The sequence below is a fragment of the Pseudomonas sp. JL23 genome, assembly GCF_056933585.1.
The window spans coordinates 1,408,213-1,431,801 of sequence record NZ_CM167795.1 but is presented as its reverse complement, the minus strand read 5'-3'; the positions used below and the strand labels follow the sequence as shown (position 1 = coordinate 1,431,801).

The 23,589-nt window shown below is 57.8% G+C and carries 24 protein-coding genes; 15 read left to right on the top strand and 9 right to left on the bottom strand.

The features are described from left to right. The first annotated feature begins 4 nt into the window (after positions 1-4). From AC1Z24_RS06670 to pdeM, 3 genes are all read left to right on the top strand, one after another. Positions 5-769, top strand: coding sequence for an ABC transporter ATP-binding protein (locus AC1Z24_RS06670; RefSeq protein ID WP_483745015.1), 765 nt, complete (start codon positions 5-7; stop codon positions 767-769). 158 nt (positions 770-927) lie between these two features. Further along, positions 928-3,420: a ligase-associated DNA damage response DEXH box helicase gene (locus AC1Z24_RS06665; protein WP_483745014.1), complete on the top strand. Its 2,493-nt coding sequence runs from the start codon at positions 928-930 to the stop codon at positions 3,418-3,420. Continuing rightward, on the top strand, positions 3,417-4,076 hold the full coding sequence (gene pdeM / locus AC1Z24_RS06660; protein ID WP_483745013.1) for a ligase-associated DNA damage response endonuclease PdeM: 660 nt from the start codon (positions 3,417-3,419) through the stop codon (positions 4,074-4,076). The genes AC1Z24_RS06665 and pdeM overlap by 4 nt, the downstream gene beginning before the upstream one ends. Positions 4,077-4,175: 99 nt before the next feature. Here pdeM and AC1Z24_RS06655 read toward each other — a convergent pair whose 3' ends face one another. Then, on the bottom strand, positions 4,176-4,385 hold the full coding sequence (locus AC1Z24_RS06655; protein ID WP_259098940.1) for a hypothetical protein: 210 nt from the start codon (positions 4,383-4,385) through the stop codon (positions 4,176-4,178). A 105-nt stretch (positions 4,386-4,490) separates the two neighbouring features. Then, the gene (gene dcd, locus AC1Z24_RS06650) at positions 4,491-5,057 is read right to left on the bottom strand and encodes a dCTP deaminase (RefSeq protein ID WP_002554836.1); all 567 of its coding nucleotides are present in this window, start codon (positions 5,055-5,057) and stop codon (positions 4,491-4,493) included. Positions 5,058-5,366: 309 nt separating this feature from the next. On the opposite strand from dcd, the gene AC1Z24_RS06645 reads away from it, so the two are divergent. After that, positions 5,367-5,576: a cold-shock protein gene (locus tag AC1Z24_RS06645; protein ID WP_002554837.1), complete on the top strand. Its 210-nt coding sequence runs from the start codon at positions 5,367-5,369 to the stop codon at positions 5,574-5,576. A gap of 137 nt (positions 5,577-5,713) precedes the next feature. On the opposite strand, the gene apbC is transcribed toward AC1Z24_RS06645, so the two are convergent. Next, positions 5,714-6,808, bottom strand: a complete 1,095-nt coding sequence (gene apbC, locus AC1Z24_RS06640) for an iron-sulfur cluster carrier protein ApbC (RefSeq protein WP_483745012.1) — start codon at positions 6,806-6,808, stop codon at positions 5,714-5,716. 176 nt (positions 6,809-6,984) lie between these two features. Between apbC and metG the strand changes: the two genes are divergently transcribed. The 4 genes from metG to AC1Z24_RS06620 all read left to right on the top strand — a co-directional run bounded on the left by metG (position 6,985) and on the right by AC1Z24_RS06620 (position 11,176). Then, positions 6,985-9,027: a methionine--tRNA ligase gene (gene metG / locus AC1Z24_RS06635; protein ID WP_483745011.1), complete on the top strand. Its 2,043-nt coding sequence runs from the start codon at positions 6,985-6,987 to the stop codon at positions 9,025-9,027. A gap of 209 nt (positions 9,028-9,236) precedes the next feature. Next, positions 9,237-10,253 (top strand): electron transport complex subunit RsxB, encoded by a 1,017-nt coding sequence (rsxB, locus tag AC1Z24_RS06630; protein ID WP_483746548.1) that lies wholly within the window; start codon positions 9,237-9,239, stop codon positions 10,251-10,253. Then, positions 10,250-10,888 carry an endonuclease III gene (nth, locus tag AC1Z24_RS06625; protein WP_483745010.1) on the top strand — a complete coding sequence of 213 codons (639 nt, stop codon included), beginning with the start codon at positions 10,250-10,252 and terminating at the stop codon, positions 10,886-10,888. The genes rsxB and nth overlap by 4 nt, the downstream gene beginning before the upstream one ends. 105 nt (positions 10,889-10,993) lie before the next feature. Next, positions 10,994-11,176 carry a PA3496 family putative envelope integrity protein gene (locus tag AC1Z24_RS06620; RefSeq protein ID WP_483745009.1) on the top strand — a complete coding sequence of 61 codons (183 nt, stop codon included), beginning with the start codon at positions 10,994-10,996 and terminating at the stop codon, positions 11,174-11,176. Positions 11,177-11,310: 134 nt separating this feature from the next. On the opposite strand, the gene AC1Z24_RS06615 is transcribed toward AC1Z24_RS06620, so the two are convergent. After that, complete coding sequence (locus tag AC1Z24_RS06615) at positions 11,311-11,937, bottom strand: response regulator transcription factor (RefSeq protein ID WP_259098725.1); 627 nt, start codon at positions 11,935-11,937, stop codon at positions 11,311-11,313. 1,185 nt (positions 11,938-13,122) lie between these two features. Here AC1Z24_RS06615 and AC1Z24_RS06610 point away from each other — a divergent pair. From AC1Z24_RS06610 to AC1Z24_RS06600, 3 genes are all read left to right on the top strand, one after another. Beyond that, on the top strand, positions 13,123-13,686 hold the full coding sequence (locus tag AC1Z24_RS06610) for a hypothetical protein (protein WP_483745008.1): 564 nt from the start codon (positions 13,123-13,125) through the stop codon (positions 13,684-13,686). Between the two features lie 181 nt (positions 13,687-13,867). Further along, positions 13,868-14,143, top strand: coding sequence for a hypothetical protein (locus AC1Z24_RS06605; protein WP_483745007.1), 276 nt, complete (start codon positions 13,868-13,870; stop codon positions 14,141-14,143). A 397-nt stretch (positions 14,144-14,540) separates the two neighbouring features. After that, complete coding sequence (locus tag AC1Z24_RS06600; protein ID WP_483745006.1) at positions 14,541-14,819, top strand: hypothetical protein; 279 nt, start codon at positions 14,541-14,543, stop codon at positions 14,817-14,819. 93 nt (positions 14,820-14,912) lie between these two features. Here the strand turns inward: AC1Z24_RS06600 and AC1Z24_RS06595 are convergent, their stop codons facing one another. After that, positions 14,913-16,130, bottom strand: coding sequence for an argininosuccinate synthase (locus tag AC1Z24_RS06595; protein ID WP_259098719.1), 1,218 nt, complete (start codon positions 16,128-16,130; stop codon positions 14,913-14,915). Between the two features lie 120 nt (positions 16,131-16,250). Beyond that, a complete protein-coding gene (locus tag AC1Z24_RS06590) occupies positions 16,251-17,165 on the bottom strand; it encodes a flagellar protein MotY (RefSeq protein WP_483745005.1) in 915 nt (304 codons plus the stop codon). Between the two features lie 148 nt (positions 17,166-17,313). Here AC1Z24_RS06590 and pyrC point away from each other — a divergent pair, with 148 nt between their 5' ends. The 4 genes from pyrC (at position 17,314) to bfr (ending at position 20,245) form a co-directional block, all read left to right on the top strand. Beyond that, positions 17,314-18,360 carry a dihydroorotase gene (gene pyrC / locus AC1Z24_RS06585; protein ID WP_259098717.1) on the top strand — a complete coding sequence of 349 codons (1,047 nt, stop codon included), beginning with the start codon at positions 17,314-17,316 and terminating at the stop codon, positions 18,358-18,360. Then, on the top strand, positions 18,357-19,037 hold the full coding sequence (gene rnt / locus AC1Z24_RS06580; protein ID WP_259098715.1) for a ribonuclease T: 681 nt from the start codon (positions 18,357-18,359) through the stop codon (positions 19,035-19,037). The genes pyrC and rnt overlap by 4 nt, the downstream gene beginning before the upstream one ends. Positions 19,038-19,353: 316 nt before the next feature. Next, the gene (locus AC1Z24_RS06575; RefSeq protein ID WP_259098714.1) at positions 19,354-19,572 is read left to right on the top strand and encodes a bacterioferritin-associated ferredoxin; all 219 of its coding nucleotides are present in this window, start codon (positions 19,354-19,356) and stop codon (positions 19,570-19,572) included. Between the two features lie 199 nt (positions 19,573-19,771). Next, entirely contained in the window at positions 19,772-20,245 is a 474-nt protein-coding gene (gene bfr, locus AC1Z24_RS06570) for a bacterioferritin (RefSeq protein ID WP_259098712.1), read from the top strand. Positions 20,246-20,423: 178 nt separating this feature from the next. On the opposite strand, the gene grxD is transcribed toward bfr, so the two are convergent. The 3 genes from grxD to AC1Z24_RS06555 all read right to left on the bottom strand — a co-directional run bounded on the left by grxD (position 20,424) and on the right by AC1Z24_RS06555 (position 23,405). Then, the gene (gene grxD / locus AC1Z24_RS06565) at positions 20,424-20,765 is read right to left on the bottom strand and encodes a Grx4 family monothiol glutaredoxin (protein WP_413302117.1); all 342 of its coding nucleotides are present in this window, start codon (positions 20,763-20,765) and stop codon (positions 20,424-20,426) included. A 104-nt stretch (positions 20,766-20,869) separates the two neighbouring features. Beyond that, positions 20,870-22,978 carry a molybdopterin oxidoreductase family protein gene (locus tag AC1Z24_RS06560; RefSeq protein ID WP_483745004.1) on the bottom strand — a complete coding sequence of 703 codons (2,109 nt, stop codon included), beginning with the start codon at positions 22,976-22,978 and terminating at the stop codon, positions 20,870-20,872. A gap of 133 nt (positions 22,979-23,111) precedes the next feature. Further along, complete coding sequence (locus AC1Z24_RS06555; protein WP_259098708.1) at positions 23,112-23,405, bottom strand: hypothetical protein; 294 nt, start codon at positions 23,403-23,405, stop codon at positions 23,112-23,114. Positions 23,406-23,589: the final 184 nt, after the last annotated feature.

Sequence of the window (23,589 nt, the reverse complement as noted above, 5' to 3'; positions counted from 1 at the left end):
TGTCATGTACAAACTGACCATCGATGGCCTGCATAAAAGCTATGGCGATCACCAAGTACTCAAAGGCGTCTCGCTCAAGGCCAGCAGCGGCGACGTCATCTGCCTGATCGGCGCCAGCGGCTCGGGCAAGAGCACCTTTCTGCGCTGCATCAACTTTCTCGAACAGCCCAACGACGGCGCCATGAGTCTGGATGGCGAGCAGATCCGCATGGTCAGCGACAAGGGCGGCATGCGTGTCGCCGACCCGGACGAGCTGCAACGCATCCGTACACGCCTGGCCATGGTGTTCCAGCACTTCAACCTGTGGGCGCACATGACCGTGTTGGAAAACATCACTATGGCGCCACGCCGGGTGCTGGGTGTATCCAAACAGGAAGCCGAGGCCCGGGCGCACAAGTATCTGGAGAAAGTCGGCCTGCCCCCCAGGGTCGCCGAGCAATACCCGGCGTTCCTCTCCGGCGGCCAGCAACAGCGCGTGGCGATAGCCCGGGCGCTGGCGATGGAACCGGAAATCATGCTGTTCGACGAACCAACCTCGGCGCTGGATCCGGAATTGGTCGGCGAGGTGCTCAAGGTGATCCAGGGCCTGGCCGAAGAAGGCCGCACCATGATCCTGGTGACCCACGAAATGGGCTTTGCCCGCAAGGTCGCTAATCAGGTGATCTTCCTGCACCAGGGCCAGATCGAAGAAGCCGGTCATCCGGATCAGGTGCTGAATACGCCGAAGAGCGAGCGGTTGCAGCAATTCTTGAGCGGCAACCTCAAATAGGCCCGCAGATACCGGAGATTCTGTAGGAGTGGCTTTAGCCGCGAGGACGCCCTCCCGGCTAAAGCCGGTCCTACGGAACGTACACCGACTATCCAACAAAACTATTCCCGCCAACCCGCTGTCTCTGACTTATCCCCTTTCAGAGCACAGCGCCGGGCATGGGCAAACCTCACGACTTCGCGCAGCAATGGTTTTCAGCCACGGGCTGGAAGCCTTTTGCGTTCCAGAAAGAGGTATGGACCGCCGTCAGGCGCGGCCAGTCCGGTTTGCTCCATGCCAGCACTGGCGCCGGGAAAACCTACGCCGTGTGGTTCGCTGCACTGAATCGCTTCGCCCAGCCCGCGCCTCTTACGGCGGACGACAAGCCGCGTAAGCGTAAATCCGTCGCCGCCCCTTTGCAGGTACTGTGGATCACGCCCATGCGCGCTCTGGCTGCCGATACCGCAAGGGCTCTGGAAGCGCCACTGCTCGATCTGCAGATTCCCTGGAGTGTCGGCCTGCGTACCGGCGACACCAGCAGCAGCGAGCGCGCCAGGCAAGGCCGACGCCTGCCCTCGGCACTGATCACTACCCCGGAAAGCCTGACCTTGCTGCTGACCCGCGCCGATGCAGCAAACCTGTTTTCGACGCTGAAAATGGTCGTGGTCGATGAATGGCATGAGCTGATCGGCAACAAGCGTGGCGTGCAGTTGCAACTGGCCCTGGCCCGCTTGCGCCGCTTCACCCCCAATCTGATTGTCTGGGGCATATCAGCAACCTTGGGTAACCAGCGTCACGCCCAGCAGGTGCTGGTGGGTGACAGCGGCATCAGCGTACAAGGCAAGCTGAACAAACAGCTGATCGTCGATACCCTGCTGCCGCCCACCATCGACCGCTTCCCTTGGGCCGGGCATATGGGCCTGCGCATGCTGCCCCAGGTGCTGGCCGAAGTCGACAGCAGTACCAGTTGCCTGCTGTTCACCAACACCCGCGCGCAATCGGAAATCTGGTACCAAGCCCTGCTCCATGCCCGCCCCGACTGGGCCGGGCTGATCGCCCTGCATCACGGCTCGCTATCTCGCGAGGTACGCGACTGGGTCGAGCGGGCGCTTAAACAGGGCCATCTGAAAGCCGTGGTCTGCACATCGAGCCTCGACCTGGGGGTGGATTTTCTGCCCGTCGAACGCGTGCTGCAAATCGGCTCGCCCAAGGGCATCGCCCGGCTGATGCAACGCGCGGGTCGCTCTGGTCATGCGCCCGGTCGGCCGTCGCGCGTGACCCTGGTGCCGACCCACAGCCTTGAACTGGTGGAAGCTGCCGCCGCTCATGACGCCGTGGCATCGCGCATGATCGAAGGCCGGGAATCGCCGCACAAACCATTGGATGTATTGGTCCAGCATGTCGTGAGCATGGCCCTGGGCGGCGGCTTCCGCCCCGATGAGCTGCGCGAAGAAGTGCGCAGCGCCTGGGCCTATCACGACCTGACGGACGAAGAATGGCAATGGGCCTTGGCATTTGTCCGTCATGGCGGCCATTCCCTGACCGCCTATCCGGACTACCGCCGCGTCGAGCCTGACGCAGACGGCATCTGGCGCGTGCCGGACGCTCATCTGGCGCGGCGCCATCGCATGAGCATCGGCACCATCGTCAGCGATGCCAGCATCACCGTGAAGTATTGGAAAAAAGGCGGCGGGGGTGGCTCTCTGGGCACCGTGGAAGAAGGCTTCATTGCCAGGCTCAAGCCAGGCGACGGATTTCTCTTCAGCGGGCGCCTGCTGGAGCTGGTGCGGGTGGAGAACATGACCGCCTACGTGCAGCGCGCGACGCGCAAAAAGGCCGCCGTGCCACGCTGGAATGGCGGGCGCATGCCACTGTCGAGTGAGCTTGCCGAGGCCGTGGTGGAAAAATTCGACGCCGCCGCACAGGGCGAGTTTCGCAGCCCGGAAATGCAAGCGGTCAAACCGCTGCTGCAAGTGCAGCAACAATGGTCGGCACTGCCGCAGCGCAACACCCTGCTGGCCGAAACCCTTAAGTCACGGGAAGGCTGGCACCTGTTCCTTTACCCCTTCGCCGGGCGCCATGTGCACCTGGGTCTGGCCAGCCTGCTGGCCTGGCGTCTGAGCAAGCAACGACCGCTGACTTTCTCCATTGCCGTCAACGATTACGGCTTCGAGCTGCTGAGCGCCAGCGCTGTGGACTGGGCCGAACAACTGAACGCCGGGCCATTCAGCCCGGAGCATTTGCTGGAGGACATTCTCGCCAGCCTCAACGCCGGTGAGCTGGCATTACGCCGCTTCCGCGAAATCGCCCGCATCGCCGGTCTGGTGTTTTCCGGCTATCCCGGCGCGCCGAAGAGCAACCGACAGTTGCAGGCCTCCAGTGGGCTGTTTTTCGAGGTATTCCGCCAGTACGACCCGAGTAATCTGCTGCTGTCCCAGGCCGAACAAGAGGTGTTGCGCCAGGAACTGGATCTGAAGCGCCTGGAGCACTCGCTGCAACACATTAACCAGTGTCGCCTGGACCTGCATGCCATCAAGCGCCCCACGCCCATGGCCTTCCCGCTCCTGGTTGAGCGCATGCGTGAAAGCCTGACCACCGAGAAACTGGCCGACCGCATCGCGCGCATGGTCGGCGACCTGGAAAAAGCCGCAGGACCGGAGGCCACGCAATGAAACCTTACCTGCCAGTGACCCTGGCCGGGGCAGAGCTGTGGCTGCTGGCGGACAAGGCGATCTACTACCCCGAACACCGCGCCCTACTGATTGCCGACATACATCTGGGCAAGGCGGCCGCCTATCGCAAACTGGGGCAACCCGCGCCCCATGGCACCACCCAGGGCAATCTGCAGCGCCTGGACCGGCTGTTGGCGGCCTATCCCTGTGACTGGCTAATCTTTCTTGGCGATTTCCTCCATGCACCGGAATCTCACACGGCGGCGACTCTCGCGGCCATTGGGCAGTGGCGCGAACAGCACCCTGCCTTGCCCATGACTTTGATTCGCGGCAACCACGACCAACGTGCGGGCGACCCTCCTGCGTCGCTGAATATCGACGTCATCAGCGGACCGTTGCTGCTCGGCCCCTTTGCCCTGCAACATGAACCCGACCTACACCCGACCCGACACGTACTGGCCGGGCATGTCCATCCTGTTTTCCGTCTGCATGGCCTGGGTCGACAGAGCCTGCGCCTGCCGTGTTTTTATCTGAATGAGCGGGTCAGCCTGTTGCCTGCGTTCGGTGAGTTCACTGGGGGATTTCAGGTAAAACGACAGGGCACAGGCAAAATTTACCTGACGGGTGATGGCGGGGTGTGGGCGGTGAGTTCCTGAATCAGTTCGGGATCATAAGGCTGCGGACCATGTGGGACCGGCTTTAGCCGGGAATATGCCTTCCCGGCTAAAGCCGGTCCCACAGAAAATCAATCGCCGTCAGGCCACAGGCACCGGAGGCAGCTCGTCAGGCCCGGTTGGCTCGCCCGGTTCTTCAGGCTGCGGATAGTCATTGGGGGTATCGGGGTTGGGCTGGCCGGGAATACCGCCACCCACCATGTTGAACTGCGGATGCGCCAACAGCGACCAAGCCAGAAGTCCGATCTCATTGGCTTGAGGGGTGGCGACAGGTTTGATGTTTGTCTTCATGGGCACTCCAGGGCTGAGCCCCACCTGCTCCTGCAAGTGGAAGCGATTCAACCTGTAGAGTGCCGTTTTCAAGACTAATTCACTTTCGAGATGACCAACGGCAGATCAGGTGCGTGGCAGGGTGACGCCGCGCTGGCCCTGGTACTTGCCGCCGCGGTCCTTGTAGGACACTTCGCATTCTTCGTCGGACTCAAGGAAGAGCATCTGCGCCACGCCTTCGTTGGCATAGATCTTCGCCGGCAGTGTGGTGGTGTTGGAGAATTCCAGGGTCACATGACCTTCCCACTCCGGTTCCAGCGGCGTGACGTTGACAATGATGCCGCAGCGAGCGTAGGTGCTCTTGCCCAGGCAGATGGTCAGGACATTGCGCGGAATGCGGAAATATTCGACGGTGCGGGCCAGGGCGAAGGAGTTCGGCGGGATGATGCAGACATCACTCTTGATATCGACGAAGCTTTTTTCATCGAAATTCTTCGGATCGACGGTCGCCGAATTGATGTTGGTGAACACCTTGAATTCATCGGCGCAACGCACGTCGTAGCCGTAGCTGGACACACCGAAGGAGATCACCCGATCGGCGCCTTCGCCGCGCACCTGGCGCTCCACGAAAGGCTCGATCATGCCGTGTTCCTGCGCCATGCGGCGAATCCACTTGTCCGATTTGATGCTCATGGCGGTGTCCTGAATAGCGAGGTGAAAAAAGATGTCCGGCATCTTACCGGGCCTGCGCGTCGGGTTCAAAGACTGTGGAGCGGCGGCGCACGGCCCGTTCACCGGGATTGGAAATAATCGCTCACAGACCATTGGCACGTCCCGGAAAAAGGGTTAAGGTGGCGCCACTGTGTTGCTTGTGTCACTGAGAATCTCTACACGATGTTGAATTTCGATCCAACCATCTCCATGAATTTTCCAGCTCTTTGCACTCAGTCTCGGCCAGGGCTCTTCCTGAGTCGCAGTTAACTTTGTCCAAGGAGATTTACTATGTCCAATCGCCAAACTGGTACCGTTAAGTGGTTCAACGATGAAAAAGGCTTCGGCTTCATCACTCCACAATCCGGTGACGACCTGTTCGTGCACTTCAAAGCTATCCAATCCGACGGCTTCAAAAGCCTGAAAGAAGGCCAACAGGTTTCTTTCATCGCTACCCGCGGTCAGAAAGGCATGCAAGCTGAAGAAGTTCAAGTTATCTAACTTGTCCTTATTCGCTTAAAGAAAACCCCGCCAAAAGCGGGGTTTTTTTATGCCTGTGAAAAACCGAGTGCCCCGTAGGACTGGCTTTAGCCGGGAAGGCGCCTCGCGGCTAAAGCCAGTCCTACGGGGGGGTCGTGTCAGTCGTCGCTAACCGAAATACTTGGCATCGCCTGGCTGGCCGCTTCCTGCAACACCAATCGCGCGCCCACCTGACGAGCCAGTTCCTGATAGACCATGGCAATCTGGCTTTCCGGCTCGGCAATCACCGTCGGCTTGCCACCATCGGCCTGCTCGCGGATCAGCATCGACAGCGGCAGCGAAGCCAGCAGATCGACGCCATACTGCGATGCCAGCTTCTCGCCGCCGCCCTCACCGAACAGATGCTCGGCATGGCCGCACTTCGAGCAGATATGCACCGCCATGTTCTCGACCACGCCAAGCACCGGGATATTGACCTTGCGGAACATCTCCACGCCCTTCTTGGCATCCAGCAGCGCCAGATCCTGAGGCGTAGTCACGATGACCGAACCGGCCACCGGCACTTTCTGCGCCAGGGTCAACTGGATATCACCGGTGCCCGGCGGCATGTCGATGACCAGATAGTCCAGGTCATTCCAGGCGGTCTGAGTGACCAGTTGCAGCAAAGCACCCGACACCATCGGCCCGCGCCAGACCATCGGCGTGTTGTCGTCGGTCAGGAAGGCCATGGACATCACTTCAATGCCATGGGCTTCGATCGGCACGAACCACTTCTGATCCTTGATCTTCGGTCGCGTACCTTCGGCAATGCCGAACATCACGCCTTGGCTCGGACCATAGATATCGGCATCGAGAATACCGACCCGCGCGCCTTCGCGAGACAGGGCCAGCGCCAGGTTGGCCGCCGTGGTCGACTTGCCCACACCGCCCTTGCCGGACGCCACGGCGATGATGTTCTTGACGTTGCTCAGGCTCGGCACTTGGCCCTGGGCCTTGTGCGCGGCGATCACGCTGTTGATCTCGACCCTGGCCGAGGACACACCGTCCAGGCCCTCGATGGCGATCTGCAGCATCTGCGCCCAGCCATTCTTGAACAACGCGGCGGCATAACCCAGTTCCAGGCGCACCTGGACCTGCCCGCCATTGATCTCAATGGCCCGTACGCAACCGGCGCTGACCGGGTCCTGGTTCAGATAAGGGTCGGTGTATTGACGAAGGACGGCTTCCACCGCGGCGCGACTGACTGCGCTCATGGGTAACTCCCAAAGAAATGACTGAGTAAAACAGGCGGCTATCCTACCCCTTCTCTCGAACCGCGACATGATTTCGCCGCACATCAAGGCACATTCCCACGTCAGCGCGGGGTGAAAAAAAATGCTCAGACCTTTATAGTGGCCGACCTCCGTTTCACTTCAAGTAGCCGAGCCCCATGTCCGAGCCACGCAAGATTCTCGTCACCAGCGCCCTGCCCTATGCCAATGGTTCCATTCACCTTGGCCACATGCTCGAGTACATCCAGACCGACATGTGGGTGCGCTTCCAGAAGCATCGCGGCAACCAGTGCGTGTATGTCTGCGCAGACGATGCCCATGGCTCGGCAATCATGCTGCGCGCGGAAAAGGAAGGCATTACCCCGGAGCAGCTTATCGCCAACGTCAAGGCTGAACACAGCGCAGACTTTGCCGACTTCCTGGTGGATTTCGACAATTTCCATTCGACCCACTCGGATGAAAACCGCGAGCTGTCGAGCCTGATCTACACGCGCCTGCGCGATGCCGGGCATATCGCCACCCGTTCGGTGACCCAGTATTTCGACCCGGAAAAGAAAATGTTCCTGGCCGACCGCTTCATCAAGGGCACTTGCCCGAAGTGCGGCACCGAAGACCAGTACGGCGACAACTGCGAGAAGTGCGGCGCCACCTATGCACCGACCGATCTGAAGGATCCGAAGTCGGCCATCTCCGGCGCCACGCCGGTGCTCAAGGACTCCAAGCACTTCTTCTTCGACCTGCCCGCCTTCGACGCCATGCTCAAGAGCTGGACCCGCAGCGGCACCCTGCAGGACGCCGTGGCCAACAAGCTCTCCGAGTGGCTGGACACCGGCCTGCAACAGTGGGACATCTCCCGCGACGCGCCGTATTTCGGCTTCGAGATCCCGGATGAGCCGGGCAAGTATTTCTATGTCTGGCTGGACGCGCCGATCGGCTACATGGCCAGCTTCAAGAACCTCTGCGCACGCCGCCCCGAACTGGACTTCGACGCCTTCTGGGCCCCGGACTCCACGGGCGAGCTGTACCACTTCATCGGCAAGGACATCGTCAACTTCCACGCCCTGTTCTGGCCGGCCATGCTCGAAGGCGCCGGTTTCCGCAAGCCGACCGGCATCAACGTGCACGGCTACCTGACCGTCAACGGCCAGAAGATGTCCAAGTCCCGCGGCACGTTCATCAAGGCCCGCACCTACCTGGAACATCTGTCGCCGGAATACCTGCGTTACTACTACGCGGCCAAGCTGGGCCGTGGCGTCGACGATCTGGACCTGAACCTCGAAGACTTCGTGCAGAAGGTCAATTCGGACCTGATCGGCAAGGTAGTCAATATTGCCAGCCGTTGCGCCGGCTTTATCCACAAGGGTAATGCAGGCGTGCTGGTGGCCGGCAATGCCGCGCCGGAACTGACCGAGGCCTTCCTCGCTGCCGCGCCCGGCATAGCCGAAGCCTACGAAGGCCGTGACTTTGCCCGCGCCATGCGCGAGATCATGGGCCTGGCCGACCGCGCCAACGCCTATATCGCCGAGAAAGCACCTTGGGCGCTGGCCAAGCAGGAAGGCAAACAGGACGAAGTGCAGGCCGTCTGTGCCCTGGGCGTCAACCTGTTCCGCCAGCTGGTGATTTTCCTCAAGCCTGTACTGCCGCAACTGGCCGCCGATGCCGAGCAGTTCCTCAACGTCGCGCCACTGACCTGGGACGACCACCTGACCCTGCTGAGCAATCATCAGCTCAATCCGTTCCAGGCCCTGATGACCCGTATCGATCCTGTCAAGGTCGAGGCCATGACTGCAGCTTCGAAAGAAGACCTGACGGCCCAGGCCACCGACACCGCGCCCAAAGGCAACGGTGAATTGGCCAAGGATCCGCTGTCGGCAGAAATCGACTTCGACGCCTTCGCCGCCATCGACCTGCGTGTGGCCCTGATCGTCAAGGCCGAGCACGTGGACGGTGCCGACAAGCTGCTGCGTCTGACCCTGGATATCGGCGACGAGCAACGCAACGTGTTCTCCGGAATCAAGAGCGCCTACCCGAACCCGGCGGAACTGGAAGGTCGCCTGACCATGATGATCGCCAACCTCAAGCCACGGAAAATGCGCTTCGGCATCTCCGAAGGCATGGTGATGGCGGCTGGCCCTGGCGGTGAAGAAATCTACCTGCTCAGCCCGGACAGCGGCGCCAAGCCGGGTCAACGGATCAAGTAAGACAAATCAGGCGCGATATGGGAGCCGGCTTGCCGGCTCTTATCAACGGCCGCGCAACTATCCTGATTGGAATACGACTTTTGTAGGCGCTGCCGAAGGCTGCGAAAGCGGTGCATCCGACAGACCCAATCGCAGCCTTCGGCAGCTCCTACAGGCCCGTGTTGCTGCCCGACAGCCCCAAGGCCTGAAAGATCATGACGGGTGAACCCATGAGCCTGATCCAGCGTATCGATGCGCTGCTGCCGCAAACCCAGTGCGGCAAATGCGGCCATCCCGGCTGCAAGCCTTACGCACGAGGGATTGCCGAAGGCGAAGCCATCAACAAATGCCCACCCGGCGGCGACGAGACCATCGCAGCCTTGGCAGAGCTGTTACGTGTTCCTCTGCTGTCACTGGATAGCGAACGCGGCTCGGCGCCTGCCCAGGTGGCGTTTATTCGCGAGGCCGAGTGCATTGGCTGCACCAAATGCATCCAGGCCTGCCCGGTAGACGCCATCGTCGGCGCCGCCAAACTGATGCATACGGTGATAAGCGATGAATGCACGGGCTGCGACCTGTGTGTAGCCCCCTGCCCGGTCGATTGCATCGATATGCTGCCACTGGTCCCCAACGGTATTACGCCGATTGTCGGCGGCCTGGCCTTCGATAGCGAACAACGCCAGACACGGGCGGTTAAACGCGATCGCGCCCGCAAACGCTTTGAATTGCGTAACGCTCGCCTGCATCGGGAAGAGCAACAGCGCCTTGCCGAACGCAAAGCCCGCATGGCCCAGGCCACGACGGCCATCCCGAGCGCAGTAGCATCAGGCGCGCTCCCTGCCGCCGCCCAGGACGAAGCCCTGAAAAAGGCACGCATTGCCGTGGCCATGAGTCGCGCCCAGTTGCACAAGGCACTGAAAGCCTTCAGACACCCACCCATTGCAGAGCAGGCTGTCCAACTGCGAACAATGGGGCAAGCATTCGAACAGGCCGAACAGGAACTGGAGCGCCTGCTTATTCAGAACAGCGCTGTAGCCGTGCCAACGGTCACGGCACCGAAAGTGGACGATGGCAACCTCAAGCGCGCCAAGATCCAGCTGGCCATGGCCCGGGCCGCCCTGAACAAGGCTCGCACCAACCAGGCCCCGCAGGAACAGTTACAGGCGCTGAGCGCAGAAGTTAAACGGGCCGAACAGGCGTTACAGGACGCCGGTCAGCCCCCTATCAAGGAAATGTCGTCGTCATGAACGCTGTGAAACGCCTTGAGATTTTTCGTCGGCTGCACGAAGACAATCCGGATCCCAAGACCGAACTGGCCTACACCACGCCGTTCGAGCTGTTGATATCGGTCATCCTTTCAGCCCAGGCCACCGATGTCAGCGTTAACAAAGCCATGGCAAAGCTGTATCCCGTTGCCAATACCCCCGAAGCGATTTATGCGCTGGGTGTGGACGGCCTGTCCGAGTACATCAAGACGATCGGCCTGTATAACAGCAAGGCCAAGAATGTGATCGAGACCTGCCGCCTTTTGATCGAGCAGCACAACAGCCAGGTCCCGGAAACCCGGGAGGCGCTCGAGGCATTGCCCGGCGTAGGTCGCAAGACCGCCAACGTCGTGCTCAATACCGCATTCCGCCAGATCGCCATGGCCGTCGACACGCATATTTTCAGAGTCAGCAACCGAACCGGCATCGCGCCGGGCAAGAACGTCGTTGAAGTTGAAAAGCAACTGATGAAGTTCGTGCCCAAACCGTATCTGCTCGACGCACACCATTGGCTGATCCTGCACGGCCGTTATGTCTGTCAGGCACGCAAGCCACGCTGCGGTAGTTGCAGGATCGAAGACCTGTGCGAATACAAGCTCAAGACCTCGGATGATTGACTGATAGAGAGTTTTAGTGTCAATCGATTGAAAAAAACTTTTTTACCCGTCTCGGGATTCTCGCTATAAGGTGCGCCAATGACAGCCTAAGCCTGGAGTCAAGTGATGAGTACTGACAAAGAGCAGTTAGACGTAGACGACGATTTCATTGCTGTTGAAGTGGACGATAGTGAACAGCCTCCCGTCGAGCAGGCCAAGACCAATCTGAGCAAGCGCCGCACCATCGACAACCTGCTTGAAGAACGCCGCCTGCAAAAGCAATTGGCCGATTACGATTTCGATTTCTGACCTCCTGTCCTGCCCTGAATCCCAACGGTTAAGCCCCTACTCAGCAAGGGGCTTTGACGCAGTTGCAAATAGACGAGTCAAATCAGCCAATACCTCGTTTATTACCCTCCCAATATTTACCGAACGGGCGCGAGTCAGACCAGCCCATTGCGCTGCGCAAGTTCAATGAGATCAACCAGCGAATGAGCATTGAGCTTGAGTAGCAGACGCGTCTTGTAAGTACTGACGGTTTTATTGCTCAAGAACATGCTGTCAGCAATTTCCTTGTTGGTCCTGCCCCTGGCGAGTTGCTGCAGCACCATCATTTCCCGCCCGGACAGACGATCGACCATATCCGCCTCGCTAGCGTTCCCCATGCTGGAACGCACGGTGTGCAGGGCCTGATTGGGGAAATAGCTGTAGCCCGACAGTACCGCTTTGATGGCGCTGAGCAATTCGGTCAGGTCCTGCTGCTTGCACACATAGCCTGCCGCTCCTGCCTGCATGCAGCGCATGGAGAAATGCCCCGGCGATTGGGACGTCAGGATCAGAACCTTGAATGACAGGGTCATGGCGGACAAACGGGAAATGACTTCCAGACCATCGAGTTTGGGGATGCCGATGTCCAGAATTACGATATCCGGCAAATGCTCACGCGCCAGTTGCAGTGCGTCCACTCCATTGTCTGTCTCCGCGATGACCTCATAACCATGACGCTCCATCAGCATGCGTACGGCAAGGCGAATGACGGGATGATCGTCCACGATCAGCACTTTATTCATGGGCAGTCCAAATTTTGCTATTAGAATTTTCAGAGTCAGCACAATAGCCTAGTCGTTTACTGCTTTGCATGACGCACCCCCCTACGGACTAACACCCAAAGACCATTCCCACTTCCAGAACAGACTTTTCCTACAAAATTAAGCAAAACAGATAGTGCCTCCATAGCCTTCACGAAAGATCCTCCCTGAAACGACACAAAGCATTACGAAGTCGATAGCACATGATGGCAAACCACAACCTGATGAAAAGAATTATTACAATAAGCACTCGCACCTATCAAATACCCCTTTGGACTAATCAATACACCTATACCGGGCCAATGAATATGAGCCTTTGTGGACACCATCGATCACCCCAACCGCTATAACATAGCTCATGGCCACTACCCTTGATCACTCTCGAGAATTTTCGTACCGATTGACTTTCCTGAGCAGGGTCAGCGGGCATTTACGGAGCAGCAGGCAACTCATCCACCCAGAATAACCTCGAGAACAGGAAAGCATTCGAACGAAGGTTCAGAATTTATTGCGAACACTGATCGCTTGCCCTTTCGAGACCAAAAAATTACACACCCTGCTACGTTTTTTTATATACACATATATATTTTGGGAAAAAAGCTACAGGATTTTCAGACAATTCCTTCCGCAAAGTCACTCTATAAAACTGTCGATAACGCTTTCTTTATAGCCCCTTTCAGCATCCAGCCCCAACAACAGTCTTATTAATTTTTACCCGACAAACACTTCACAATACGCTAACCTTTTATACGTATATAGCTCATTCGACAAACAGCTAATACTATATCGCTGCTGATTTCCATCCCTCACCCAACAAAGAGGAAAGGGACTACACAACTAACAGACGTCAAAAACAAACATGTAAGACAGCCACCCTCTCGACAACAAAATTCATGTAAAGTGATTTTTTTCACTTGCAAATCCCATTACCTGTCGTTACTTTTTCAAAAAAGAAGCCACTTTTTACTCCCGTAAAAACCAAGGGGATCAAATAGCGCGCCTTCAAATAATGGGCACTTGATATGTGATCCCCTCAACTATGTTGCACTAGATGGAATCTGCGCATCGAGCGAACAGAAAGGATTCGAGCGACATGAACATGACCATTCAAAGATATTGACTCTTCGACTACTTGAAGAGCACGTACTCACTCTTTTTGGATTGGTCATGTGTATAACCATGCTCAAAAAGGGATATGCCATGAACAATAAGTTTTCTCATTCGACGTCCTATGCTCCACACACTCTGGATCTGACTGCTGCGGTAGAGCAGTTCGTTGCCAAGGGAGGTGTCATCGATGTAATACCCGACACAGAGTCTGTCGACTCATCATCTGAGCCAGGCATCGCCTGCGCAGCACTTTGCCCTGCTGAGCCGGACAGGCAAGCCAAGGCCGAGCAGCTAAAGGGGCTCGTAGCCAAGGGAGCGGGCGTATGTGCATTGCAATATTCATTGAAAATGAACAAGAAAGAAATTCGACAACTTGCCGTTGAGCACGGAGTGAAGATCGCCTTCAGCCGTCCCATACTGGAGATCAAACGAGAGGCGCGGCAAGATCCGTCGGAAATAGATGATGTCGTTGCAGGGCATGCCATGCACTTTTCCAGCCTCGGCTATACAGCTCAGGAGATTGCTCAAATGCTCGGACTGAATCTGCGACAAGTATGGAATATCGGCAAGGCTTACCGAATAGAGTTCAAACATTCAAACGAGGACCCCGACCTCGCCTGAATAAACATCCACGTTTGCTGGCTACAGGTGCCGGTAGAAGCCCGACCACTCTGCCATCCAGGCTATCGACTTACTACCGGACCTCGCCGCACTGAACGCAATGAATAACCCTTTTGTCTATTGCAAAAATCTCACACTTTGATTAAACGAGCCATCTCCTGACAACTGAAAGGACGCTGAGATGAAATACCCAACCCGTCTTATTAACCCAATCACGATCATTGCCATTTTTTCCGCGCTGTCCGAAGCCTCGGCAACCAGCGTGCTGCCTTACTTGAGCGAACAGGATCGAAAGATATACAGCTGGTTTTTAATCGCCTTTCCATCTGCCCTGGTGGTGATGTTTTTCCTGACACTTAATTTCAATCCCAAGGTTTTTTATGCACCGACCGAGCGCAAGGAGGGCGGTTATAAACGAGAGAAAAACCAAGAGAGTGCCGTGAAGCCTGCAAAATGAAATACATTCCCTCCATTCTCCCATGTCCTCCTGCCCGCGTATTTTTTCGATACAGGTTAATGCGTAGGAAAACCAATGAAACATCTTAGGGAACCATAACTATGAACCAAAGAAAAGCCATCAAAAACCGTAGGAAAACGAGGAAAGGCCTCGAGATATCTACCTGCGTAGCCGTGGGCCATTTTATTCCACGCGCAGAACCGGGCATTTGCCCATCCAAGCTTTAGACGGCTGCAGTTCACCGCAAAAACAGGCTTGAAGCATCTCCCTACAAAAGCGACTAATGTTCAGCTCATCGCTACCACAATGCGATCAGGGATACGAACTGAAACGGCCCCGTTAGCAACAATGCTTTCGGTCCCCATTAACTTGAAATTATTTGTCACCCGGAGTTTCCATGTCATTACTCAAAGAGTTTCGCGACACTGAAAACGCGCTGAACCAACAATTGAAAAGAATGGAGAAACTGAAAAAAAATGCAGCACTGATAAAAGACCTCGAGTTTGAACAGAAACTTGAGGCGCTCATGAAACGCTACAGCAAGAAAATGGAGGACTTGCTGGCTTTTCTGCAACCGACATCACCCCTTGCGGGCAATCAGGCTCAGGAACAGCGGGCGCCGTATGGGGCCACGTCGAAAAAAACCAACAGCACTATCAAGAAAGCACAACGTTGAATGCAACAGGCAACACAGCCAAGCGTATGAACCCGGTACATACATATTCCAGGGGCAGCCCCATATGGGGCTGCCTCTTGCGCAAAACCGCTCTTAGAACAGCTTGCGGCCTTTGTTGGCCGCGATACGCATACGCAGGGCGTTGAGCTTGATGAAGCCCGCCGCGTCGGCCTGGTTGTATGCACCGCCGTCTTCTTCGAAGGTCGCGATGTTGGCGTCGAACAACGACTCGTCGGACTTGCGGCCGGTGACGATGACATTGCCCTTGTACAGCTTCAGGCGCACAACACCGTTCACATGGGCCTGGGACGCATCGATCATCTGTTGCAGCATCAGACGCTCAGGGCTCCACCAGTAGCCGGTGTAGATCAGGCTGGCGTACTTGGGCATCAACTCATCCTTGAGGTGAGCGACTTCGCGGTCCAGGGTGATCGATTCGATGGCACGGTGGGCGCGCAGCATGATGGTGCCGCCAGGCGTCTCGTAGCAGCCGCGGGACTTCATGCCGACATAACGGTTCTCGACGATGTCCAGACGGCCAATGCCGTGCTCGCCGCCGATACGATTAAGGGTCGCCAGCACAGTCGCTGGAGTCATCTCAACGCCGTCCAGAGCAACGATGTCGCCGTTGCGGTAGGTCAGTTCCAGATACTGCGGTGCGTCAGGCGCGTTTTCCGGGGAAACGGTCCAACGCCACATGTCTTCTTCGTGCTCGGTCCAGGTGTCTTCCAGCACGCCACCTTCGTAGGAGATGTGCAGCAGGTTGGCGTCCATGGAATACGGGGATTTTTTCTTGCCGTGACGCTCGATCGGGATCGCGTGCTTCTCGGCGTAGTCCATCAGCTTCTCGCGCGACAGCAGGTCCCACTCGCGCCAAGGGGCGATCACTTTCACGCCTGGCTTGAGGGCGTAGGCGCCCAGTTCGAAACGAACCTGGTCGTTACCTTTGCCGGTAGCGCCGTGGGAAATGGCGTCAGCGCCGGTTTCGTTGGCGATTTCGATCAGGCGTTTGGCGATCAACGGACGGGCGATGGAGGTACCCAGCAGGTACTCGCCTTCATAGACAGTGTTGGCGCGGAACATCGGGAACACGAAATCACGCACGAATTCTTCGCGCAGGTCGTCGATGTAGATTTCTTTTACGCCCATGGCCTGAGCCTTGGCGCGTGCCGGCTCGACTTCTTCGCCCTGACCCAGGTCAGCGGTAAAGGTCACCACTTCGCAGTTATAGGTATCCTGCAGCCACTTGAGGATTACCGAAGTATCCAGGCCACCGGAATACGCCAGAACTACCTTGTTTACGTCCGCCATGCCATCACTCCACCGGGTTGTACGGAAAACCGGTGATTCTACCGTCGAAACGGTTGAAGTTATAGAGGCGCGACAGCTTGTGACGACCAAGCGACAGAATCTTTCGCTTGTGCGACCCCGTCAAGAGATCTTGGCTGCGCTGGTCGAACTGGCCACGGGCACAGGCGCAGCCTTTTGGTCGGCAGGGGCCCGATCCAGGTGCACATTCACCCGACGGTTGCGCGCACGGTTGGTGTTGTTAGTATTCGGCGCCAACGGATAGGCCTCGCCGTGGAAGCGGACGTTGATCTGCTCCTCGGGAATGCCCTGAGCCTTGAGGTATTCCATCACCGCCAGCGCGCGCCGACGAGACAGGTCACGGTTGGTCAGACGATTGCCGCTGTTATCGGAGTGGCCATCGAGATCGACGTGATTGACCGTCGAATCGGCCTTCATAAAGGCTACGATGGTATCCAGCCGACGCTTGGCATTGGCATCCAACTCGATACCACCGCCGGGAAAGCCGACTTCCGTCTGCTTGACCTGTTCGAAGTTCATCGGCAACAGCTTGGCCACACACAACTGGTAATCGGTATAGGCCTGGCTGAACTTGACCGGCAGCAGGCGCACTTCCATCAGGCCACTGCCTTGGCTGGAATAGTGACGGATGACCGGGCTGCGCCCGTCCATCAAGCCGCTGATCAGTTGCCCGGCCTGGCCCTGGGAGCTGTTGAACGGCACATCGCCGTTAACCACCCGCACCGAACCCAGGTTGATATCGCCACGACCCGGCTGCCAGGGCGAGGCCGCCGCGATCAGGGTCGCAGACCCCCGACCGAGCATGTTGCCCGGCGCATTCAGACGAAAGGTCGCCTGCTCCCCCGCACGGCGCACGAACTCGCCCGCACCGAAACCGGTGATGGGTTGGCTCAAGCGACACTCGAACTTGTCGCCTTCGACCTTCCACTCGATGCTTTCCAGACGTGTCTGGAAGGTAAGCGCCATGGCCGGAAGGCTGGCGAACATGCTGAGCAAGGCTAAATATCGCTGGCGCACGGGAGGCTCCATTTCAAAAAGTGTCGCGTAACAAAAATTTACTTCTATGTGCAGCTATCGGTACGTTCCTGCAAAACTTGATAGCGAGTGCCTGATACAGTCTTTTCCGGTAGCATTCCCAGCCAGTTTGACCCGCCTGGAATCCCCAATGTCCGACCTCCTGACCCTTTTGCGTCCCGACGACTGGCACATTCACCTCCGAGATGGAGCTGTCTTGCCGCACACCGTTGCTGACGTTGCGCGCACTTTTGGCCGCGCAATCATCATGCCGAACCTGGTGCCCCCCGTACGTAACGCCCAGGAAGCCGACGCCTATCGCCAGCGCATCCTGGCCGCACGTCCGGCAGGCAGCCGCTTCGAGCCGCTGATGGTGCTTTACCTGACCGACCTGACCCAGCCCGAGGATATCCGTGCGGCCAAGGCCACCGGTTTCGTCCACGCCGCCAAGCTGTACCCGGCGGGCGCCACCACCAACTCGGATTCGGGCGTCACCAGCATCGACAAGATCTTTGCCGTGCTCGAGACCATGGCCGAAGTTGGCATGCCTCTGTTGGTACACGGTGAAGTGACCCGCAGTGACATCGACGTCTTTGACCGGGAAAAAATGTTCATCGACGAGCATATGCGCCGTGTCGTCGAGCGTTTCCCGACCCTGAAGGTCGTGTTCGAACACATCACCACCGGCGATGCCGTGCAGTTCGTCAACGAGGCTTCGGCCAACGTCGGCGCAACCATCACCGCGCATCACCTGCTGTATAACCGCAACCACATGCTGGTGGGCGGAATTCGGCCACATTTCTATTGCTTGCCGATCCTGAAACGCAACACGCATCAAAGCGCCCTGCTCGATGCCGCGACCAGCGGCAGCAGCAAGTTCTTCCTCGGCACTGACTCGGCACCCCACGCCCAGCACGCCAAGGAAGCCGCCTGTGGTTGCGCGGGCTGCTATACCGCCTATGCCGCCATCGAGATGTATGCCGAAGCGTTTGAACAGCGCAATGCGCTGGACAAACTGGAAGGTTTTGCCAGCCTCAACGGCCCGGCCTTCTATGGTGTAGCACCGAACACGGACAGCATCACGCTGATCCGCGAAGAATGGACAGCCCCTGCCAGCCTGCCGTTTGGCGAGCTGTCCGTCATCCCGCTGCGCGCCGGTGAAAAACTGCGCTGGCGCCTGCTGGAGAAACAACAGTGAGTGAAGACCATTACGACGATGAGCAAGACGGCCACGGTGGTGGCGGCGTGGGTTCGCGCCATCCGATGGCAGCGCGCTTTCGCGGCTACCTGCCGGTCGTCATCGACGTAGAGACCGGTGGCTTCAATTCGGCCACCGATGCCCTGCTGGAAATCGCCGCCGTGACCATCGGCATGGACGAGAAAGGCTTCGTGTTCCCCGAACACACCTATTTCTTCCGCGTCGAGCCTTTCGAAGGCGCCAACATCGAAGCAGCGGCCCTGGAGTTCACCGGGATCAAGCTCGACCATCCACTGCGCATGGCCGTCAGCGAAGAAACCGCGCTGAATGACATCTTCCGTGGTGTACGCAAGGCGCTGAAGGCCAATGGCTGCAAACGCGCCGTGCTGGTCGGCCACAACGCCAGCTTCGACCTGGGCTTCCTCAACGCCGCTGTAGCGCGCCTGGATATGAAACGCAACCCGTTTCATCCGTTTTCCAGCTTCGACACCGCGACCCTGGCCGGGCTTGCCTACGGGCAGACGGTACTGGCCAAGGCCTGCCAGGCCGCCGGCATCGACTTCGACGGACGCGAAGCCCACTCGGCCCGCTACGACACCGAGAAGACCGCCGAGCTGTTCTGCGGCATCGTCAATCGCTGGAAGGAAATGGGCGGCTGGGAAGACTTCGACGACTGAAGCGGCCCTGGCTGACGCAACACAAAGACCGGCCCTTATCAGGCCGGTTTTTTTCTGCCTGAAATTCCAAGCCCATGATCTGAAACGCACTTTTTAAGGAGCTGCCGAAGGCAGCGAATGGATTTGTCTGGCACACCGCTTTTGCAGCCTTCGACAGCGCCTACGAGCCCGCGCTCGCGCCTTATAACCCTATATAAATAAGGGTTTACCATTCATCGCCAGTTACGGGATTGATTCCAAAGTAACTTTGACAAGCATTCTCATTAACATTAAGATCCAGACCATATCGAGTCATAACCAACCACGGTTTCCTTATATGTACGTTTGCCTCTGCCAAGGTGTTACTGACGGACAAATCCGCGATGCAATCCTCGAAGGTTGCTGCAGCTACAAGGAAGTGCGCCAAACGCTGGGAGTCGCCAGCAAATGTGGGAAATGTGCCTGCCTTGCGAAGGAAGTGGTACGTGAAACCCTGACCCAGTTGCAGACCGCCCAGGTTTCACTGGCTTATCCGGCAGAATTTTCAGCTGCCTGAAATACGTATTTGTAAAGAACCGGACTCTGTGTCCGGTTTTTTTATGTCTGTAATTCAAGTGCTTAGCTACAAGATGCGGAACTCAAACATTCTTATTCCTATTTATTTTCACTTATTATTCAAACACTTAGGTTTGACAGACGTATAAGTGCGGCTCAAACTTGCGGTCTATATACCTCTCCACGGCAGGACCTCGAACATGAAAGGCGACATTACAGTCATCCAGCATCTCAACAAGATCCTCGGAAACGAGCTGGTCGCGATCAACCAATACTTCCTGCATGCACGCATGTACGAGGACTGGGGTCTGAAAAAGCTGGGTGCCCACGAGTACCACGAATCCATCGACGAGATGAAACACGCTGACAAGCTGATCAAGCGCATCCTGTTCCTGGAAGGCCTGCCTAACCTGCAGGACCTGGGCAAGATCCTGATCGGCGAGCACACCAAGGAAATGCTGGAGTGCGACCTGAAGATCGAGCAAAAAGGCCTGGCTGATCTCAAAGCCGCCATTGCTCACTTCGAAGTGGTCGGTGACTTCGGCAGCCGCGAGCTGCTGGAAGACATCCTCGAATCCGAAGAAGAACACATCGACTGGCTGGAAACCCAGCTGGGGCTGATCGACAAGGTCGGCATCGAGAACTATCTGCAATCGCAGATGGGTGATGACTAAGCGGTAAATCAGATCGGGTCGTAGGAGCGGCTTTAGCCGCGAGAGCCGCAAGAACACCCTCCCGGCTAAAGCCGGTCCTACATAAATGTCGAACACAAAAAAGCCCTGCATATGCAGGGCTTTTTTGTGGCTGGCACTTCACAACAAGTGCCCGTCGGGACGGGCACTTACTTGAAAATTACGCCTCGGACTTGTTCTCGGCCGACGCAGCAGCGGCGTTCTTGATCAGCGTCTGCAACTCACCGTTGGCTTGCATCTCGGTGATGATGTCACTGCCGCCGACCAGCTCGCCTGCTACCCACAGCTGTGGGAAGGTTGGCCAGTTGGCGTATTTCGGCAGGTTGGCGCGGATTTCAGGATTTTGCAGGATATCGACATAAGCGAATTTCTCGCCGCATGCCATGACAGCCTGGGAAGCCTTGGCCGAAAAGCCGCATTGCGGGGCATTCGGCGCGCCTTTCATGTAAAGCAGAATGGTGTTGTTAGCAATCTGCTCTTTGATTGTTTCGATGATATCCATGGAGCACCTCGGCTTAACTGTCCGACTCAGTTGTCGACACGGTGACGCATTGTAACGGATTGCCTACGCTAACGCTCGGTCTTGGCGTTAGAGAATGACGGTCATCATGCCGCAGCCACCTGCACAGGTACGCCGTTGAGCACGGCATTGCCGGACAGAGCGTCCATAGACCGCTCGTCGGTCAGGTCGTTGGCGCTGGCCCCAGGCTGGCTTTGCGCGATCTCCATGCGCACGCCAGCGCGCCCGTGACCCCAGCCGTGAGGCAGGCTGACCACTCCAGGCATCATGTCCAGGCTCTCCACTACTTCCACCTCGATCACCCCGACCCGCGAGGTCACGCTGACCTGCTGCCCGTTGACCAGACCACGTCGGGCCAGATCCGCAGGATGCATCAGCAACTGATGCCGTGGCTTGCCTTTGACCAGTCGATGGTAGTTATGCATCCACGAATTATTGCTGCGTACATGGCGACGCCCTATCAGCAGCAACTCATCGGCATCGGGCAACGGCACCGCCGCAAACCGCGCCAGATCAGCCAGGATCACCTCAGGCGCTGCCTGGATGCGTTTGTTGGCCGTCTTGAGGCGGGACGCCAGATTTGGCTGCAACGCCCCCAGATCGAGGCCGTGGGGATGATTGGCGAGGGTTTCCAGGGAAAGCTTCCAGTCAGAAGCTTCTCCATACAAGCCGCTGCGCAGGCCATAGTCGATCATCTGCGCCGGCGGCATGGTCGCTTTCAGCTCACGTCCGGTTTTGGCGGCGAATGCCTTGGCCAGGCCGACAAAGATTTCCCAGTCATGCAGCGCGCCCTCGGGCTTTTCCAGGATCGCCCGGTTGAAACGGGTGACATTGCGCACAGCAAAGGTGTTGAACGTGGTGTCGTAGTGATCGTTTTCCAGTGCCGAGGTGGACGGCAGGATCAGGTCCGCGTGCCGAGTGGTCTCGTTGATGTACAGATCGATGCTGAGCATGAACTCAAGGCCATCCAGGGCCTGATCCAGGCGTCGGCCGTTGGGCGTGGATAACACCGGGTTGCCAGCTACCGTAACCAGCGCCCGCACCTGCCCTTCGCCTTCGACGAGCATTTCCTCGGCAAGCGCCGAAACCGGCAGCTCGCCGGCATATTCAGGCAAGCCAGACACCCGGCTCTGCCAGAGATTGAAGTGGCCGCCAGACGTCGATGCCACCAGATCCACCGCCGGTTGCGTGCACAAGGCACCGCCCACTCGATCCAGATTGCCGGTGACCAGATTGATCAACTGCACCAGCCAGTGGCAAAGCGTACCGAACGCCTGAGTGGAAATGCCCATGCGCCCGTAGCACACCCCTTTGTCGGCGGCGGCAAAGTCCCTGGCCAATTGGCGAATCTGCTCGGCAGGCACACCGCAGCGCGGGCTCATGGCCTCGGCGTGCAGACCGGAGATGGCCTGGCGCACCTCGGCCAGGCCGTCCACCGGCAGATGGGTAGCGCGGGTCAGTCCTTCTTCGAACAGGGTATTGAGCAGGCCCAGCAACAGCGCGGCATCACCACCTGGGCGGACGAACATATGCTGGTCGGCAATGGCCGCAGTCTCGCTGCGCCGCGGATCGACCACTACCACTTTGCCGCCGCGCCCCTGAATCGCCTTGAGACGCTTCTCGACGTCCGGCACGGTCATGATGCTGCCGTTGGAGGCCAGAGGATTACCACCGAGGATCAGCATGAAATCGGTGTGGTCGATGTCGGCGATCGGCAGCAGCAAGCCGTGGCCGTACATCAAAAAGCTGCTCAGGTGATGTGGGAGCTGGTCCACTGAAGTCGCAGAAAAGCGATTGCGGGTCTTGAGCTGACCGAGAAAATAATTGCTGTGAGTCATCAGCCCGTAGTTGTGCACGCTAGGGTTGCCCTGATACACCGCCACGGCGTTCTGCCCATGGCGCTGCTGGATATCGGCCAGGCGCTCGGCGACCAGGTCGAAGGCCTCCTGCCAGCCGATTGCCTGCCATTGATCGCCGATTCGACGCATGGGCTGGCGCAGGCGGTCAGGATCGTTCTGGATATCTTGCAGGGCCACGGCCTTGGGGCAGATGTGCCCACGGCTGAAGCTGTCCAGCGAGTCGCCCTTGATCGAGGTGATCCGGGTGCCTTCATCCGGCAGCATAGTGGTTTCGATGGTGAGGCCGCAGATGGCTTCGCACAGGTGGCATGCACGGTGGTGCAGAGTCTTGGTCATCGCCAGCCTCATATTCTTGTCAGCGCGTTCGGAGTGAGCGCGTACAAAAACTATGAAGTCTGGGATGCGAGTGCGCCAGAGACGTTCGTCTTGTGAATCGACAAGCATCAGGCGGGCATATGAAGCCCGCTGATCAACCGCCGATAGGGGTGATGGTTTTGCGTTGCAGCTGGATTTCGTGAACGGTTTCGATCTGCTCCTGGGCGACGTGCACACCAGTAAGCTCGCCGATCAGGCGCCAATGTTCGTCCAGACCGGAGCTGATGGTCGCCATACGATCGATCATGCGACGGCCCGCCGCACGGGTGACTTCATCTTCACTGCGCAGCAGTTCGAAGGACATGGAAGTCATGGACGCCGTTAAGTGTGTCAGCGTTCGAGCCGTGAGCCCGAGCAGCTCTGTAAGTTGACGTTCTTTTGAATCCATTCCTCAATCCCCCGAGGTTAGTCTTGCCTAGTTATAACCCAGCCTCGTTGCTAATGAAACGGGCGACTTTCATGACGCGTGAAGCACGTCGCATCTGGACCGCTGCAAAGCAGGTGAACTGTTACAGGATTGGCATCAATTGCCAAGCGACCAAGGGGCAGTGTACAAATGCTGCCTGCTGACG